The sequence below is a fragment of the Variovorax sp. J2L1-78 genome (assembly GCF_030317205.1).
GTDB classification, from domain to species: Bacteria; Pseudomonadota; Gammaproteobacteria; order Burkholderiales; family Burkholderiaceae_C; genus Variovorax; species Variovorax arabinosiphilus.
Window position 1 is genome coordinate 425,395 of sequence record NZ_JASZYB010000004.1, and the last position, 13,154, is coordinate 438,548.

Below are 13,154 nucleotides of genomic sequence, written 5' to 3' on the forward strand. Positions count from 1 at the left end.
GCGTCTCTTGAAGTGTGTGGGAGTCGACGGTTCAGGCGGCCATCCAGCCGCCATCGACCATGAGTTCTGCGCCCGTCACGAAACGGGCGTCGCTGCTGGCCAGGAAGAGCACGGCGCGTGCCACGTCGTCGGGCCGGCCCAGGCGCGGCCAGGGCGTGCGGCGCTCGGCGCGTTCCATCACCACGGGGTCGACGGCACGGCCGCCGGCACCGGTCTGGATCTTGCCCGGCGCCACCGCGTTGCAGACGATCTGCTGCGCCGCGTAGTCGGCCGCCACCTGGCGCGTGAGGTAGGCGATGGCCGCCTTGCTGGTGCCGTAGGCGAGGTCGCCAGGCGCCGCGATGATGCCGTGCTGCGACGACAGGTTGACGATGCGCCCGCGCACCTCGTCGACCAGCGGCTGCGCCACCATCTGCCGCACCGCGGCGCGGCAGCAGCGGTACACGCCCGACAGGTTCACGTCGAGCACGCGCTGCCAGTCGGCCTCGTCGAGCTCGAGCAGCGGCCGCGCGTGGCGGATGCACGCGTTGTTGACCAGCACGTCGAGCCGGCCGAAGCGCGCGACGGTCTGCGTCACCAGTGCGTCGACCTGCTCGGTGCGTGCGACGTCGGTCGACACGAAGACCGCGTGCCCGCCCTCGGCGGCGATCACGTCGGCGGTCGGCGCGCCGCCTTCGATGACGGCGGTGGTCACATCGGACACGACGACGGTCGCACCGTGCGCAGCGAGCATGCGTGCGATGGCACGGCCGATGCCCGACGCGGCGCCGGTGACGATGCACACCTGGCCGGCCATGCGGGCGGGCGCGATCGACGAAGAAGCGGATTCAGGCATGGGCGGGCGAAGCGGAATGCGCGGTGCGCGGTGCGGCGCCGTGGCGTTCGCGCCAGGCCAGGAAGTCCTTCGCCGCGGCATCGAGGTCGAAGCGCGGCGCGAAGCCGGTGTCGGCGCGCAGGCGCGCGATGTCCATCGGCGCGCGGTCGTAGGGGGCGTAGTAGTCGACGTTGGTCGGCTCGCCCGCGCGCGCCAGGCGCCAGGCGAAGTCCGGATGCTGCGCAGCGAGCGCGTCGCACCACGTGCTCATCGACCCAAGGAAACCGGCCGCCACGTTGTAGACCGCGTGCGGCAGCCGCGGACGGTCGAGCAATGCGCTGATGGCCGCGGCCACGTCGCGCACGTAGAGCCAGTCGCGCCGGCTGTCGCGCGGCAGCACCGCCGTCTCGCCGCGCTCGGCGAGACGCAGCGCCTGCAGCGGCGCACTGAGCGTGTCGCGCACGCCGGTGTCGGCCTCCCACGGACCGAAGCAGGTGCCGAGCCGGCCGACCACCAGGTCGAGCCCATGCAGCGCGGCCAGGCGCAATGCGGCGCCTTCGGCAGCCTGCTTGGAAATGCCATACAGCCCTTCCGGACGCAAGGGCGTGCTGTCTTCGTGCAACGCTGTGGCCCCATTGCCGCTCATGCCATAGACCGAACCGGAGCTCGCGTGCAGCACCCGTGTCACGCTGCAGTCGGCCGCGGTGGTGAGCGCAGCAATCACACCGCCGACGTTGACGTCGAAGATCGCGCCGGGCGTGGCGCGCTCGCGCTTCGCATCGGCCGTGATCGCGGCCAGCGTGACCAGCCGCTGCGGGCGGTGCAGCGCCATGGCCTGCCGCAGCGCGTCCGCGTCGCGCACGTCGCCCACCACCATGCTGAAGCGGCCCGACAAGCCGTCGAAGGCCTTCGACGCGGCAGGCGGCAACGGCGCGCGATCGAAACCGATCACGTCCTCGCCGCGCCACATCAGATGCTCAGCCAGCGACAGGCCGACGAAGCCGCAGGCACCGGTGATGAAGGTCGACACCTCAGGCTTCCGCCGTGACGGGTTCGGGACGCAGCAACGACAGGATGTGGCGCTTGTAGTCGTTGAACTGCGGGCTGGTGGGGTCGCGCGGGCGCGGCAGGTCGATCGCGATCATCTCGCGGATGCGGCCCGGCCGCGCCGACATCACGGCCACGTGCGTGCCGAGCGCCAGCGACTCGTCAATGCCGTGCGTCACGAAGACGATGGTGCTCTGGCTCTCGCGCCAGATGCGCACCAGCTCGCCGTGCATCTCCATCTTGGTCTGCTCGTCGAGCGCGCCGAAGGGCTCGTCCATCAGGATCACCTCCGGGTTCATGAGCAGCGCGCGCGCGATGCCCACGCGCTGGTTCATGCCGCCCGACAGCTCGCTCGGGAAGTGGTTCTCGAAACCCTTGAGGTTGACCATCTCGATGAAGTGCTGCGCCTTCTTGCGGCGGATGTCCTTGCCGACGCCCTGCATCGTGAGGTGGAAGGCGACGTTCTCCCAGACGGTGAGCCAGGGCATCAGCGTCGGTTGCTGGAACACGACGCCGCGGTCGGCACCGGGCGCCGTGACCACGTGACCGCCGACCTTCACGGTGCCTTCGGTCGGGTGGTCAAAGCCCGCGATGAGGTTGAGCAGCGTCGACTTGCCGCAGCCGCTCGGCCCCAGCAGGCAGAGGAATTCGTTGCGGCCGACCTCGACGCTCACGTTGTCGAGCGCCTTCACCGCGCTCTTGCGCTTGGGATCGTCGAACAGGCGCGTGACGTTCTGGATGGTGATGAGGCTCATGGTCAGCCCTCCTTGGCTTGCAGGGTCGAGCCGCGCTGCCAGCGCAGCACGCGCCCGGCGATCAGCTTGATGGCGAGGTCGCTCAAGTAGCCGAGCAGGCCGATGCTCACCATCGCCGCGATCACGATGTCGTAGCGCAGGAAGTAATACGAATCCCACAGCACGTAGCCGACGCCGCTCTTGACCGCCACCATCTCGGCGGTGACGGTCAGCATCCAGGCCGAGCCGACGGCGATGCGCAGGCCCGAGAAGATGCTCGGCAGCGCCGCGGGAAAGACGATGTAGCGCAGCAGCTTGCCCGGCGTGCCGCCGGTCATCGCGCCGGCGCGCAGCAGGTTGCGGTCGCAGGTCTTCACGCCGTGGATGGTGCTCAGCAGGATCGGGAAGAAGGAGCCGAGGAACACCAGGAAGATCGCCGGCTTGTTGGCAATGCCGAACCAGATGATGGCCAGCGGGATCCACGACACCGGCGGCACCGGCCGCAGGATCTGCAGCACCGGCTCGATCAGGCGTTCGACGGTGCGCGACCAGCCGATCGCCATGCCGATGGAGACGCCCAGCAGCGTCGAGATCGCGAACCCGGCGAACACGCGTGTGGCGCTCGCGGCCACGTCGAAGATCCAGTGGCCGCTGTAGGTCTGCGTGTTGCCGTCGGTGGCGAACACCCAGTCGGCCCAGGCGACCAGCACCTGCGACGGTGCCGGCAACAAGGCGGGCGGCAGCACGCCGGAGCGCGAGAAGATCTCCCAGCCGACCAGCAGCAGGAACGGGACGATGGCGCGTTCGATGCGGCGGTAGAGCCGCTTGATCAGCGCCGGCCGGGCAGCAACGCTCGGCTGCGGCACGGGCAGGGTCGGTGCGGACGAAGAGAGCGCCATCGTGAACCGCCGCGCGTCAGTAGCCCAAAGCCGACTTCGGCTTACCCGTGGCGGCTTCCAGGAAGCGGTAGTCCATGTTCTTCTCGACCGCGGCGCTCACGTCGGTGTTGATGTACTTCAGGTCACGCATCATCTGGGCGATAGCCACGGCCGAGGCGCGGTGCATCTGGTAGTCGGGGTAGAGATTCGCGACGGCGCCGGTGGCGATCGCCTTGTCGAGGCCGGTGACCTTCTGGATCGTGTCGATGAACAGCGGCTTGTCGCTGGCCATGAGGTCGTTGACCTTGATGATCGAACGCACGGTCTGTTCCACGCCCTTCGGCTTGGCGGCGATCACGTCGGAGCGCGTGACGATCAGGTTGGTCAGCTTGCCGGCGGCCTGGTCGTAGGGGAAGGCGAAGAACTTGGCGGCCTTCACTTCGCGGATCTGCGTGGCGAAGGGGTCGACCGAGCAGATCAGTTCCACCTCGCCGCGGCGCAGCGCCTGCACGTGGTCCGACGGGTTCGGGATGTTGATGAACTGCACGTCCTTGTTGATGTCGATGCCCTGCTTGGCGAAGGCGCCGCGCATGTGGATGTCCTGCGCGTTGCCGCGCGAGGCCGCCACGCGGAACGGCTTGCCCTGGGCCTTGTAGTCGGCGATGAGCTTCTTCAGGCCGGCCCAGTCGTTCTCGGCGAGCGGCAGGTCGTTGCCCACGAGGATCTGCGAGCCGCCGTTGATCTGGCCGGAGATGGCCACCACGTCGAAGCCCTTGTCCAGCGCCGTGGCGTAGTGCAGGTAGGTCACCTGGGCCACGTCGATGCTCTTGGACAGCAGCGCGGTCAGCACGTCGTTGCCGGTGTTGAAGGCGATGGCCTCCAGCTTCACGTCGGTCGCCTTCTCGGGCGTGAGCGCCAGCGGCGTGCAATGGGCGCACTTGGCGTAGCCGAGCTTGATGGCGTCCTGCGCCTGGCTGGCCAGCGGCACGACGGCGGCGGCCACGAAGATGAGTTTCGCGATGAACTTGAACATGGTGTTCCTCGAAGGTTGGTGGGAGCCCGCACCAGGGGCCTGCCTCTCGTCGTGCAAACACCGTGCCAGCTTTGAATCCAATAACATGATCAAATTGGATACAAAGCGCGCACGGATGGTGCAAGGTGCACGCCAGCGATGCACGGCGCGCACGGGCGCGGGGGACTCAGCCCTGCACCCGCTCCCAGTAGCGCTTGCCCTCGTCGCCCCACAGTTCGCGCGTGGCCGCCTCCGCCTCGGCGCACACCGCGTCCATGTCGACGCGCGTCGGCAGGCCGTCCTCCACCAGGATGTCGCCCGCCACCACCACCATCCGAACGTCGCGGCCCTGCCCCGTGTGCACGAGGTTGCCCAGCGGGTTCACGTGCGGGCGCAGGTGCGGCCGATTGGCGTCGAAGACCACCAGGTCGGCCGCCTTGCCGACCTCGAGGCTGCCGATCTCGCCCGCCATGCCCAGCGCCTTCGCGCCGCCCATGGTCGCCATGTGGAACACGTGGTGCGGCTGCCAGCTGTCGTCGACGCGCCCTTCCTGCACGCGCGCCGTGACCAGCGCCCAGCGCATCAGCTCGACCATGTCGCCGTGCTGCGTGTCGGTGGCCAGCGCCATGTTGACACCGGCGCGCTGGAGCATCGGCGTGGGTGCGAGCCGGCCGGAGGTGGCATTGCACTTCGGGATGTGCACCGCATGCGCGCCGGCCGCGGCCATCTTCTGCGCATCCGCTTCGGTGACGTAGATGCAGTGCCCGCCCATCAGCCGTTCGTTGAGCAGGCCGACGTCAGCCAGCACCTCGGTCGACGTGCGGCCGCTGCGCTCGCGCACGCGGTCGACCTCGACCTGGCTCTGGCCCAGGTGCGTGCTCACCGTGAGGCCGTGCGCTGACGAGGCCGCCGCGACCTCCCTCAGGAAGCCGTCGGAGCAGGTGTCGACCGCATGCGCCGCCAGGTTGACGCGCACCCGCGGATGGTCTTGCCACCGCGCATGCAGTGCCAGGCCGGCGTCGAGGGTCTTGCGGCCGATGGCCGCCTCGTGGTGCCAGTCGCCGTGGGCCACGCGCGCGAAATCGACATCGTGGATGCGCCAGCTCGGGCACAGGCGCATGCCGAGCTCGACCATCGCGTCGGTGCCGACGTCGGCATGCACGAAGTTGTCGCCGATCACGGTCGAGCCGAACAGCAGCGCCTCCAGCGCACCGAGCCGCGCCAGCGCGCGGGCCTGCGACGGGTTCACACGCGTCCCCTTGGGAATGCCGGGCGTGTACGACGGCGCGAAGCCCAGGTCCGCCGCCACGCCGCGCACCATCGTCAGGATGCTGTGCGTGTGGACGTTGACGAAACCCGGGGTGACGAAGTGGCCCGGCAGGCGCAGCGTGCGCGTGGCCGTGTACTGCGCCGGCGGCTGCGCGTCGAGCCAGGTGATGCGGCCGTCGCGGATGCCGATGGCACTGCCACGAATCTGGGGGCGCGCCGGGTCGGCCGTCAGCGCGATGGCGTCGAGCAGCAGCAGATCGAAAAAGGGCACAGAGGATGCGGCGTTGTCCATGCCCATGCCGAAGCAATGGGCGTGCCGCGTTTTGTATCCAATCGTCGACGTCCCGCCGGCAGCCCTCAGCCGAGCAGCACTTCGGCCAGGTCGATCTCGGGCTCGTCCTCGACGTGCAGGTTGAGCGACTTCTCGATGTGATGCAGGTGGTCGGTCATGAGGGCGACCGCGGCCTTCTTCTGCCCGGCCTCGATGGCATCGATGAGCAGCGTGTGCTCGTCGTTCGGGCAGGCCGCCACGGTGGGCGCCTCGAAGGTCAGGATGGCCAGGCAGGTCAGCGGCGTGAGCTCGCGCATCATGCGCGCCATGATGCTGCTGCCCGACAGCTGCGCGAGCTGCACGTGGAACTCGCCCGACAGCCGCACCGCCGCACGGCGATCGCCCACGTCGTGCGCCTGCTGCTCGCGCTTGACCAGCGCACGCAGCTGCTTGATGGCGGTGGGCGCCTTGCCCTCGGCGATGCGGTCGATGAGCCGCAACACCACCGCCGGCTCCAGCGTACGGCGCACCTCGAGCACATCGTGCGCCTCGTCCACGCTGGGCGTGGTGACGAAGGCGCCGCGGTTGGGAATGAGCGTGACCAGCTGCTCCACCGCCAGGCGCTGCAGCACGCCGCGCACCTGCGTGCGGCTCACCGAGAACAGTTCGGCCACGCGCTCTTCCGACAGCTTGGTGCCGGGCAGCAGGCGGTGCTCGACCACGGCCTCGTAGATGCGTTCGTAGATGTCGGCCTTGGAGGCCGTCTTGGACGACGGCTTCAGGGCGCGGCGGGACGTGGAGATGGCCATGGTGCGGCTGTGTTCGGGAAGAGGTGCGACAGAGGGCGGATGGTACCCAGAAGACCGCGGCAGCGCCGGCGTCAGTGCCATTCGCCGAACAGGCTGCCCCACCCGACGACCCGGCGCGTGTCGACGCCGCACAGGCGCAGCGCCTTCCAGACCGCCGTGCTCACCGTGTCGTAGATGGGAATGCCGAGCTCGGCTTCCAGCGCCGGCACCAGGTGCGCCGCGCGCAGGTTGGTGCAGAAGGTGCTGATGCATTGCGGCGATGCCTTCGCGACCTCGCGCACCATGCGCGTGATCTCTTCCGGCGTGACCTCGGCGAATTCGAAGTTCACGTGGTGGCCCAGGTGCCGTTCGGCGACGCAGTCGTAGCCGTTCGCGCGGTAGTTGGCGACGATGCGCTCCTGGACATCCGCGAGGTAAGGCGTGGCGAGCCCGAAGCGCTTGCGGCCCGAGAGCTGCATCGCCTCGTTAAAGGCCAGCACCGAGGTACAGGCCGGGATGCCCGTTTCTTCGGTGATGCGCGCGCACAGCGCCTCGTCGGTCTCGAAGCCGAGCCAGCCGGACGAGGTGCCGTTCCACGCGATCACGTCGACCCGCGCGTCAGCCAGCAGCCGCGCCGCTTCGAGGATCGGCGCGATGTCGAACTGCCCGAGCGCCTGCGAGCGCAGCGAGATCTCGGTCACGCGAAAGCGCGCGAAATGCGCCGACACCTCGGGCAGGCCCGCCACCATCGCCGAGGTGATCGGCTCCAGCGCGGTATTGGACGAGGGGGTCAGCATCCCCAGCAGAACACGTTTCATCGGACCCATCTCATGGAAACTCCGCGGGATCGAGCGATCCCGGACAGTGGGTTGTGCGCAATCTTCATGCCATCGGGCGATGCATCGTCCCGCGCCGCCAGAGAGACGGCGCCACCCCAGGCCGGTGCGGTCGGCGCGCCAAGATGGCGTGGTGCGCACCATATGTGCACAACTCCAATTCATATTGTGTCCAATCCATCAAAGCATTGGGGCCAATGAATGCAGGGACATCCACTCTCCATTGGCATGCTTCTTGTGAAGACCAGCCCATGCACACCGACGCCGCCGCGCACGACCGCCCATTGCACATGTGGACGGCGCGCGCCGTGGCAGCCCAGGTGGCGGCAGGCGCGCTGCGCGCGGTCGATGTCGCGCGGCACTTCATCAGCCGGGTCGAGGCGCTCAACCCGGGCCTCAATGCCATCGTGCAGTTCGACCCGCAGCAGGTGCTGGACGAGGCCGCGTCGGTCGACCGGCGGTTAGCCGCCGGCGAATCGCTGCCGATGGCGGGGGTGCCCTTCACCGTCAAGGACAACCTCTGGGTCGCGGGCCGCCGCATCGCGCAGGGCTCGAAGCTCTTCGAGGATTTCATCGCGCCGCGCGACGCCTGGGCCGTGGCCCGGCTGCGCGCGCTGGGCGGCGTGGTGCTGGGCATCACGAACTGTTCGGAGTTCGCCTGCAAGGGCGTGACGACCAACCTGCTGTACGGCGCGACGCGGCATCCGATCGATCCGTCGCTCACGCCCGGTGGCTCGTCGGGCGGCGCGGTCGCGGCACTCGCGTCGGGCCTCGGGCTGCTGGCCCTCGGCACCGACGCGGGCGGCTCGACCCGACGGCCGGCCGCGCATTGCGGGCTGGTCGGTTTCAAGCCCAGCCCGGGGCTGATCCCGCACCCGTGGGGTTTCGCGGAACCGAACTACGGCCTGTCCGTCATCGGCCCGATGGCGCGCAACGTGGCCGACTGCGCCTGGCTCTACGACCATCTGCTGGCCTTCGACGCCGGCGACCCGGCCGGCGTGCCGATCGCCGCCGGGCTCGACGCGCTGCCGTCGCTCGACGCGCCGCCGCAGGCGTTGCGCGTCGCGTGGAGCCCGCAGCTGGGCTGCGACTTCGCGGTCGACGCGGACGTGCTCACCGTGCTGCAGCAGCGCGTCGACGCCCTGCGCGCCGCCGGCTGGCAGATCGCCGATGCCGACCCGCCCTGGCCGACCGAAGCCCGCGAGTACCCGCTGATGGCGCTGCAGGTGGCGGGCCTGCATGCGCTCTACGGCGACCGCCTGGCGAGCGACCGCGCGCGCATCGACCCGGTGCTGGTCGGCCAGATCGAGGCCGGCGCGGCGGTCACGCCCGCCGACGTGGCGCGTGCCTTGCGACTGAAGGAACGCATCGCGGGCAGCCTCACACGCTTCTTCGAATCCTTCGACGTGCTGCTGTGCCCCACCACGCCGGTGACGGCCTGGCCGCTCGATCAGCTCGGCCCGCCGGTGATCGGCGGCCGCCCCGCCGGGCCGCGCGGCCATGCGGCCTTCACGCCGCTCTTCAACTACTGCGGCGTGCCGGCATGTTCGGTGCCCGCGGGCACGGTGCGCGGGTTGCCGGTCGGGCTGCAGGTGGTGGCGCCGCGCTACGAGGACGCGCGCGTGCTGCAGTGCGCGCGCGGCATCGAGGCGCTCGACGGCGCGTGACCGGCCGTCGGGTCAATGCGTCGCGCTCTTCGAGAACAGGTTGATCACTAGCACGCCCGCGACGATCAGCGCCATGCCGCCGATCGCCGCCGCGTCGAGGCGCTGCTTGAAGATGAACCAGCCGACCACCCCGGTGAGCACGATGCCCACGCCGGACCAGATGGCGTAGACGACGCCGATGGGCAGCACCTTCAGCGTCAGCGACAGGCAATAGAAGGAGCCGGCATAGCCCGCCGCCGTGACGAGGCTCGGCCACAGCCGCGTGAAGCCTTCGGAGGCCTTGAGGAAGGAGGTGGCAATGATCTCCAGGACGATCGCGGCGCCGAGGATGAGGTAGGTGTTCAAGCGGTGTGTGCCTCGGTGGATGACATGGCCAGCAGGGATTCGCCGAGCGATGCGCGCTGCGACGCGGTGAGCTTGTAGACGCCCAGCAGATCGGACAGCCAGAGTCCGTCCGCCGCCAGACGCATGATGAGTTCGGCGTTGTCCTTGGCCGCATCACCGGCCCGGTTCTCGGCCACCCAGCCGCTCCAGCGTTCGGCCACGGCCCGGTCGATCACCGCGGCGACGAGGATCGCGCGCCAATGCGCCTGTTCACTCGCCTCGTCGAAGCCATGCAAGGTGGCGCGCACATAGGCCCGCGCCGCGCTGCCCGGACCGGTGTCGCCCTCCCGCGCGACCGACAGCTCCGTCTGGAACTGCTGCATGTAGGTGTCGCACATGTCCGACAGCAACTGCTCGCGGGTGCCGAAGTGATGCTGCACGGCGCCCTTGGTCACGCCGGCGAGTTCGGCCACGGAACCCATGGAAAGCGGCTCGCCGTGCGCGAGCAACTCGGCGGCGGCGGCGATGAGGTTGGCACGGACCGCATCGGGGTCCTTGCGTCGGCGATGGGCTTCAGACATGGCCCGAGTCTAACATTACGAATGGAATGTTTTGCATGCGGGTGCGTCGGCACGCTCGTCGAAAACCGGCGCGCAGGTTTTCTCGCAGGCGTTGGAAATAACCGACACCACGACCCGTCGCGCGGCGCTAACTTCGCGAAATGACGCAACTCCTCTGGGACATTTCCCCCCCCGTGCACGAGGGTGCGCCGGTCTTTCCCGGCGACACGCCCTACCGGCAGCGCTGGGCTGCGCGCATCGGCCCGGGTTGCCCGGTGAACGTCAGCGAGATCACGCTGTCGCCGCACGTCGGCGCGCACGCCGACGCGCCGCTGCACTACGCGCCCGACGGCGCCACGATCGGCGATGTCGACCTCGCGCCCTTCCTCGGCCGCTGCCGCGTGATCCATGCGATCGCGCGCGGCCCGCTGATCGAATGGTCGCACCTCGAACATGCGGTGGCCGACCTGCCGCCGCGCGTGCTGGTGCGCACCTACCAGCGTGCGCCGGTCGAACGCTGGGACGGCGCCCTCGCCGCCTATGCACCCGCGACCATCGAACGCCTCGCCGCGCTCGGCGTGACGCTGGTCGGCATCGACACCGGCAGCATCGACCCGGCCGACAGCAAGACCCTCGACAGCCACCAGGTGATCCGCCGCATGAACCTGCGCGTGCTCGAGAACCTGGTGCTCGACGACGTGCCCGAAGGCGACTACGAACTGATCGCGCTGCCGCTGAAGCTGGTGAGCGCCGACGCTTCCCCCGTGCGCGCCGTGCTGCGCGAACTTCCCCGATGACCTCCCTGACCATGACCCTCGACGACTGCCGCGCCCTCGACCGCGCCGACCCCTTGCGCGACCTGCGCGCCCTGTTCACCCTGCCCGACGGCGTGATCTACCTCGACGGCAACTCTCTGGGCGTCATGCCCGCGGCCGCCCCCGCACGCGTCGCCGAGGTGGTGGCGCAGGAATGGGGCACCGGCCTGATCCGCTCGTGGAACACCGCCAGTTGGATCGACCTGCCGCAGCGCCTGGGCAACAAGCTCGCGCGCCTGATCGGCGCCGCGCCCGACGAGGTGATGTGCACTGACAGCACCTCGATCAATCTCTACAAGGTGCTGTTCGCCGCGATGAGCCAGGCGCTCGACGGTGGTGACGCGCAGCGCCGCACCGTGGTGAGCGAGCGCAGCAACTTCCCGACCGACCTGTACATCGCCGAGTCGCTGTGCCGCGAGCGCGGCTTCACGCTGAAGCTGATCGACAGCGTCGACGCCCTGCCCGCGGCGCTCACGACCGAGGTCGCGGTGCTGATGCTCACGCATGTGAACTACCGCACCGGCGCCATGCACGACATGGCGGCCGTCACCGCCGCGGCGCATGCGGTGGGCGCGCTCACCGTCTGGGACCTGGCGCACAGCGCGGGTGCGGTGCCGGTGACGCTCAACGAGAGCAACGCCGACTTCGCGATCGGCTGCGGCTACAAGTACTTGAACGGCGGCCCCGGCGCGCCGGCCTTCGTGTGGGTGAACACGCGCCACGCGAGCCGCTTCGAGCAGCCGCTGTCGGGCTGGTTCGGCCACGCCGCGCCTTTCGAGTTCACGCCGCACTACCGCCCAGCTCCGGGCGTGGCGCGCTACCTCTGCGGCACGCAGCCGATCATCAGCCTGTCGGCGCTCGAATGCGGGCTCGACACGCTGCTGGCGGCCGAGCCCTTCAATGCCGACTTCGGCCCGATGGCGGCCCTGCGCACCAAGTCGCTCGCCCTGACCGACGCCTTCATCGCACTGGTCGAGGCGCGCTGCCCCGGCCGCTTCACGCTCGTCACGCCACGCGACCATGCCCGGCGCGGCTCGCAGGTGTGCCTCGCGATGGCCGATGTCGCCGAGGCGCAGGGCAATGCGGCCTACGCCATCGTGCAGGCACTCATCGCGCGCGGCGTGATCGGCGACTTCCGCGCTGGCGATGCGCAGACGCCGCACATCCTGCGCTTCGGCTTCACGCCGCTGTACCTGAGCTTCGAGGACGTGTGGAATTCGGTGGAGCACCTGGTGCAGGTACTGGAAAAAGAAGAATGGCAGCGCCCCGAGTTCAACCAGAAGAATGCGGTGACCTGACATGAGCGAAACCGAGAAGATCGTCCACGAAGAAAAGGCGCAGCTCGACTTCAGCGCGTCGATGAGCTACGGCGACTACCTGCACCTCGACGAGATCCTGAATGCGCAGCATCCGCTCTCGCCGGCGCACGACGAGATGCTGTTCATCGTCCAGCACCAGACCAGCGAGCTGTGGATGAAGCTGATGCTGCACGAGCTGACGGCCGCCACGCGCTGCATCGCCACCGAGCAGTTGCCCGATGCCTTCAAGATGCTGGCGCGCGTGACGCGCATCATGGAGCAGCTGGTCGGCGCATGGACGGTGCTCTCGACCATGACGCCGCCCGAGTACAGCGCGATGCGGCCGTACCTCGCGAGTTCGAGCGGTTTCCAGAGCGCGCAGTACCGCTGCATCGAGTTCGCGCTGGGCAACAAGAACGCGGCCATGCTCAAGCCGCACGCGCACCGCACCGACCTGCTCGCGCAGGTGGATGCGGCCTACCGCACGCCCTCGCTCTACGACGAATCGCTGCGCCTGCTGGCGCGGCGCGGGCTTCCGGTGCCGTCGGGCTACGTGGAGCGCGACTGGACGCAGCCCTACGAAGCCAGCGATGAGGTCGAAGCCGCCTGGCTCGCGGTCTACCGCGACCCGCACCAGCACTGGGACCTGTACCAGCTCGGCGAAAAGCTCACCGACATCGAGGACGCCTTCCGGCTCTGGCGCTTCCGCCACGTGACGACGGTGGAGCGCGTGATCGGCTTCAAGCGCGGCACCGGTGGCACCGGCGGCGTGAGCTACCTGCGCAAGATGCTCGACGTGGTGCTGTTCCCCGAGATCTGGCGCCTGCGCACCAACCTTTGA

At 69.3% G+C, this 13,154-nt stretch carries 14 protein-coding genes; 4 read left to right on the top strand and 10 right to left on the bottom strand.

Going from position 1 to position 13,154, the window contains the following annotated elements; all coding sequences use genetic code 11:
* Positions 1-31 precede the first annotated feature (31 nt).
* The 8 genes from QTH86_RS24735 to QTH86_RS24770 all read right to left on the bottom strand — a co-directional run bounded on the left by QTH86_RS24735 (position 32) and on the right by QTH86_RS24770 (position 7,640).
* Positions 32-835, bottom strand: a complete 804-nt coding sequence (locus QTH86_RS24735) for an SDR family NAD(P)-dependent oxidoreductase (RefSeq protein WP_286648821.1) — start codon at positions 833-835, stop codon at positions 32-34.
* Positions 828-1,844, bottom strand: a complete 1,017-nt coding sequence (locus QTH86_RS24740; protein WP_286648822.1) for an NAD-dependent epimerase/dehydratase family protein — start codon at positions 1,842-1,844, stop codon at positions 828-830. The genes QTH86_RS24735 and QTH86_RS24740 overlap by 8 nt, the downstream gene beginning before the upstream one ends.
* A 1-nt stretch (position 1,845) precedes the next feature.
* Complete coding sequence (locus tag QTH86_RS24745; RefSeq protein ID WP_286648823.1) at positions 1,846-2,616, bottom strand: ABC transporter ATP-binding protein; 771 nt, start codon at positions 2,614-2,616, stop codon at positions 1,846-1,848.
* 2 nt (positions 2,617-2,618) lie between these two features.
* The gene (locus QTH86_RS24750) at positions 2,619-3,494 is read right to left on the bottom strand and encodes an ABC transporter permease (protein ID WP_286648824.1); all 876 of its coding nucleotides are present in this window, start codon (positions 3,492-3,494) and stop codon (positions 2,619-2,621) included.
* Positions 3,495-3,510: 16 nt separating this feature from the next.
* Positions 3,511-4,506, bottom strand: a complete 996-nt coding sequence (locus QTH86_RS24755; protein ID WP_286648825.1) for an ABC transporter substrate-binding protein — start codon at positions 4,504-4,506, stop codon at positions 3,511-3,513.
* 166 nt (positions 4,507-4,672) lie between these two features.
* Positions 4,673-6,025 (bottom strand): amidohydrolase family protein, encoded by a 1,353-nt coding sequence (locus QTH86_RS24760; protein ID WP_286648826.1) that lies wholly within the window; start codon positions 6,023-6,025, stop codon positions 4,673-4,675.
* Between the two features lie 86 nt (positions 6,026-6,111).
* Positions 6,112-6,834, bottom strand: coding sequence for a GntR family transcriptional regulator (locus QTH86_RS24765; protein ID WP_286648827.1), 723 nt, complete (start codon positions 6,832-6,834; stop codon positions 6,112-6,114).
* Between the two features lie 71 nt (positions 6,835-6,905).
* The gene (locus tag QTH86_RS24770) at positions 6,906-7,640 is read right to left on the bottom strand and encodes a maleate cis-trans isomerase family protein (RefSeq protein WP_286648828.1); all 735 of its coding nucleotides are present in this window, start codon (positions 7,638-7,640) and stop codon (positions 6,906-6,908) included.
* Positions 7,641-7,900: 260 nt separating this feature from the next.
* Between QTH86_RS24770 and QTH86_RS24775 the strand changes: the two genes are divergently transcribed.
* On the top strand, positions 7,901-9,316 hold the full coding sequence (locus QTH86_RS24775) for an amidase (RefSeq protein ID WP_286648829.1): 1,416 nt from the start codon (positions 7,901-7,903) through the stop codon (positions 9,314-9,316).
* A gap of 12 nt (positions 9,317-9,328) precedes the next feature.
* Here the strand turns inward: QTH86_RS24775 and QTH86_RS24780 are convergent, their stop codons facing one another.
* Entirely contained in the window at positions 9,329-9,661 is a 333-nt protein-coding gene (locus tag QTH86_RS24780; protein WP_286648830.1) for an SMR family transporter, read from the bottom strand.
* Positions 9,658-10,221, bottom strand: a complete 564-nt coding sequence (locus tag QTH86_RS24785; protein ID WP_286648831.1) for a TetR/AcrR family transcriptional regulator — start codon at positions 10,219-10,221, stop codon at positions 9,658-9,660. The genes QTH86_RS24780 and QTH86_RS24785 overlap by 4 nt, the downstream gene beginning before the upstream one ends.
* Before the next feature lie 140 nt (positions 10,222-10,361).
* Here QTH86_RS24785 and kynB point away from each other — a divergent pair, with 140 nt between their 5' ends.
* The 3 genes from kynB to kynA are packed head-to-tail and all read left to right on the top strand — an operon-like array spanning position 10,362 to position 13,154.
* The gene (kynB, locus tag QTH86_RS24790) at positions 10,362-10,997 is read left to right on the top strand and encodes an arylformamidase (protein WP_286648832.1); all 636 of its coding nucleotides are present in this window, start codon (positions 10,362-10,364) and stop codon (positions 10,995-10,997) included.
* Entirely contained in the window at positions 10,994-12,313 is a 1,320-nt protein-coding gene (gene kynU, locus QTH86_RS24795) for a kynureninase (protein WP_286648833.1), read from the top strand. The genes kynB and kynU overlap by 4 nt, the downstream gene beginning before the upstream one ends.
* Position 12,314: 1 nt before the next feature.
* Entirely contained in the window at positions 12,315-13,154 is an 840-nt protein-coding gene (gene kynA / locus QTH86_RS24800; protein WP_286648834.1) for a tryptophan 2,3-dioxygenase, read from the top strand.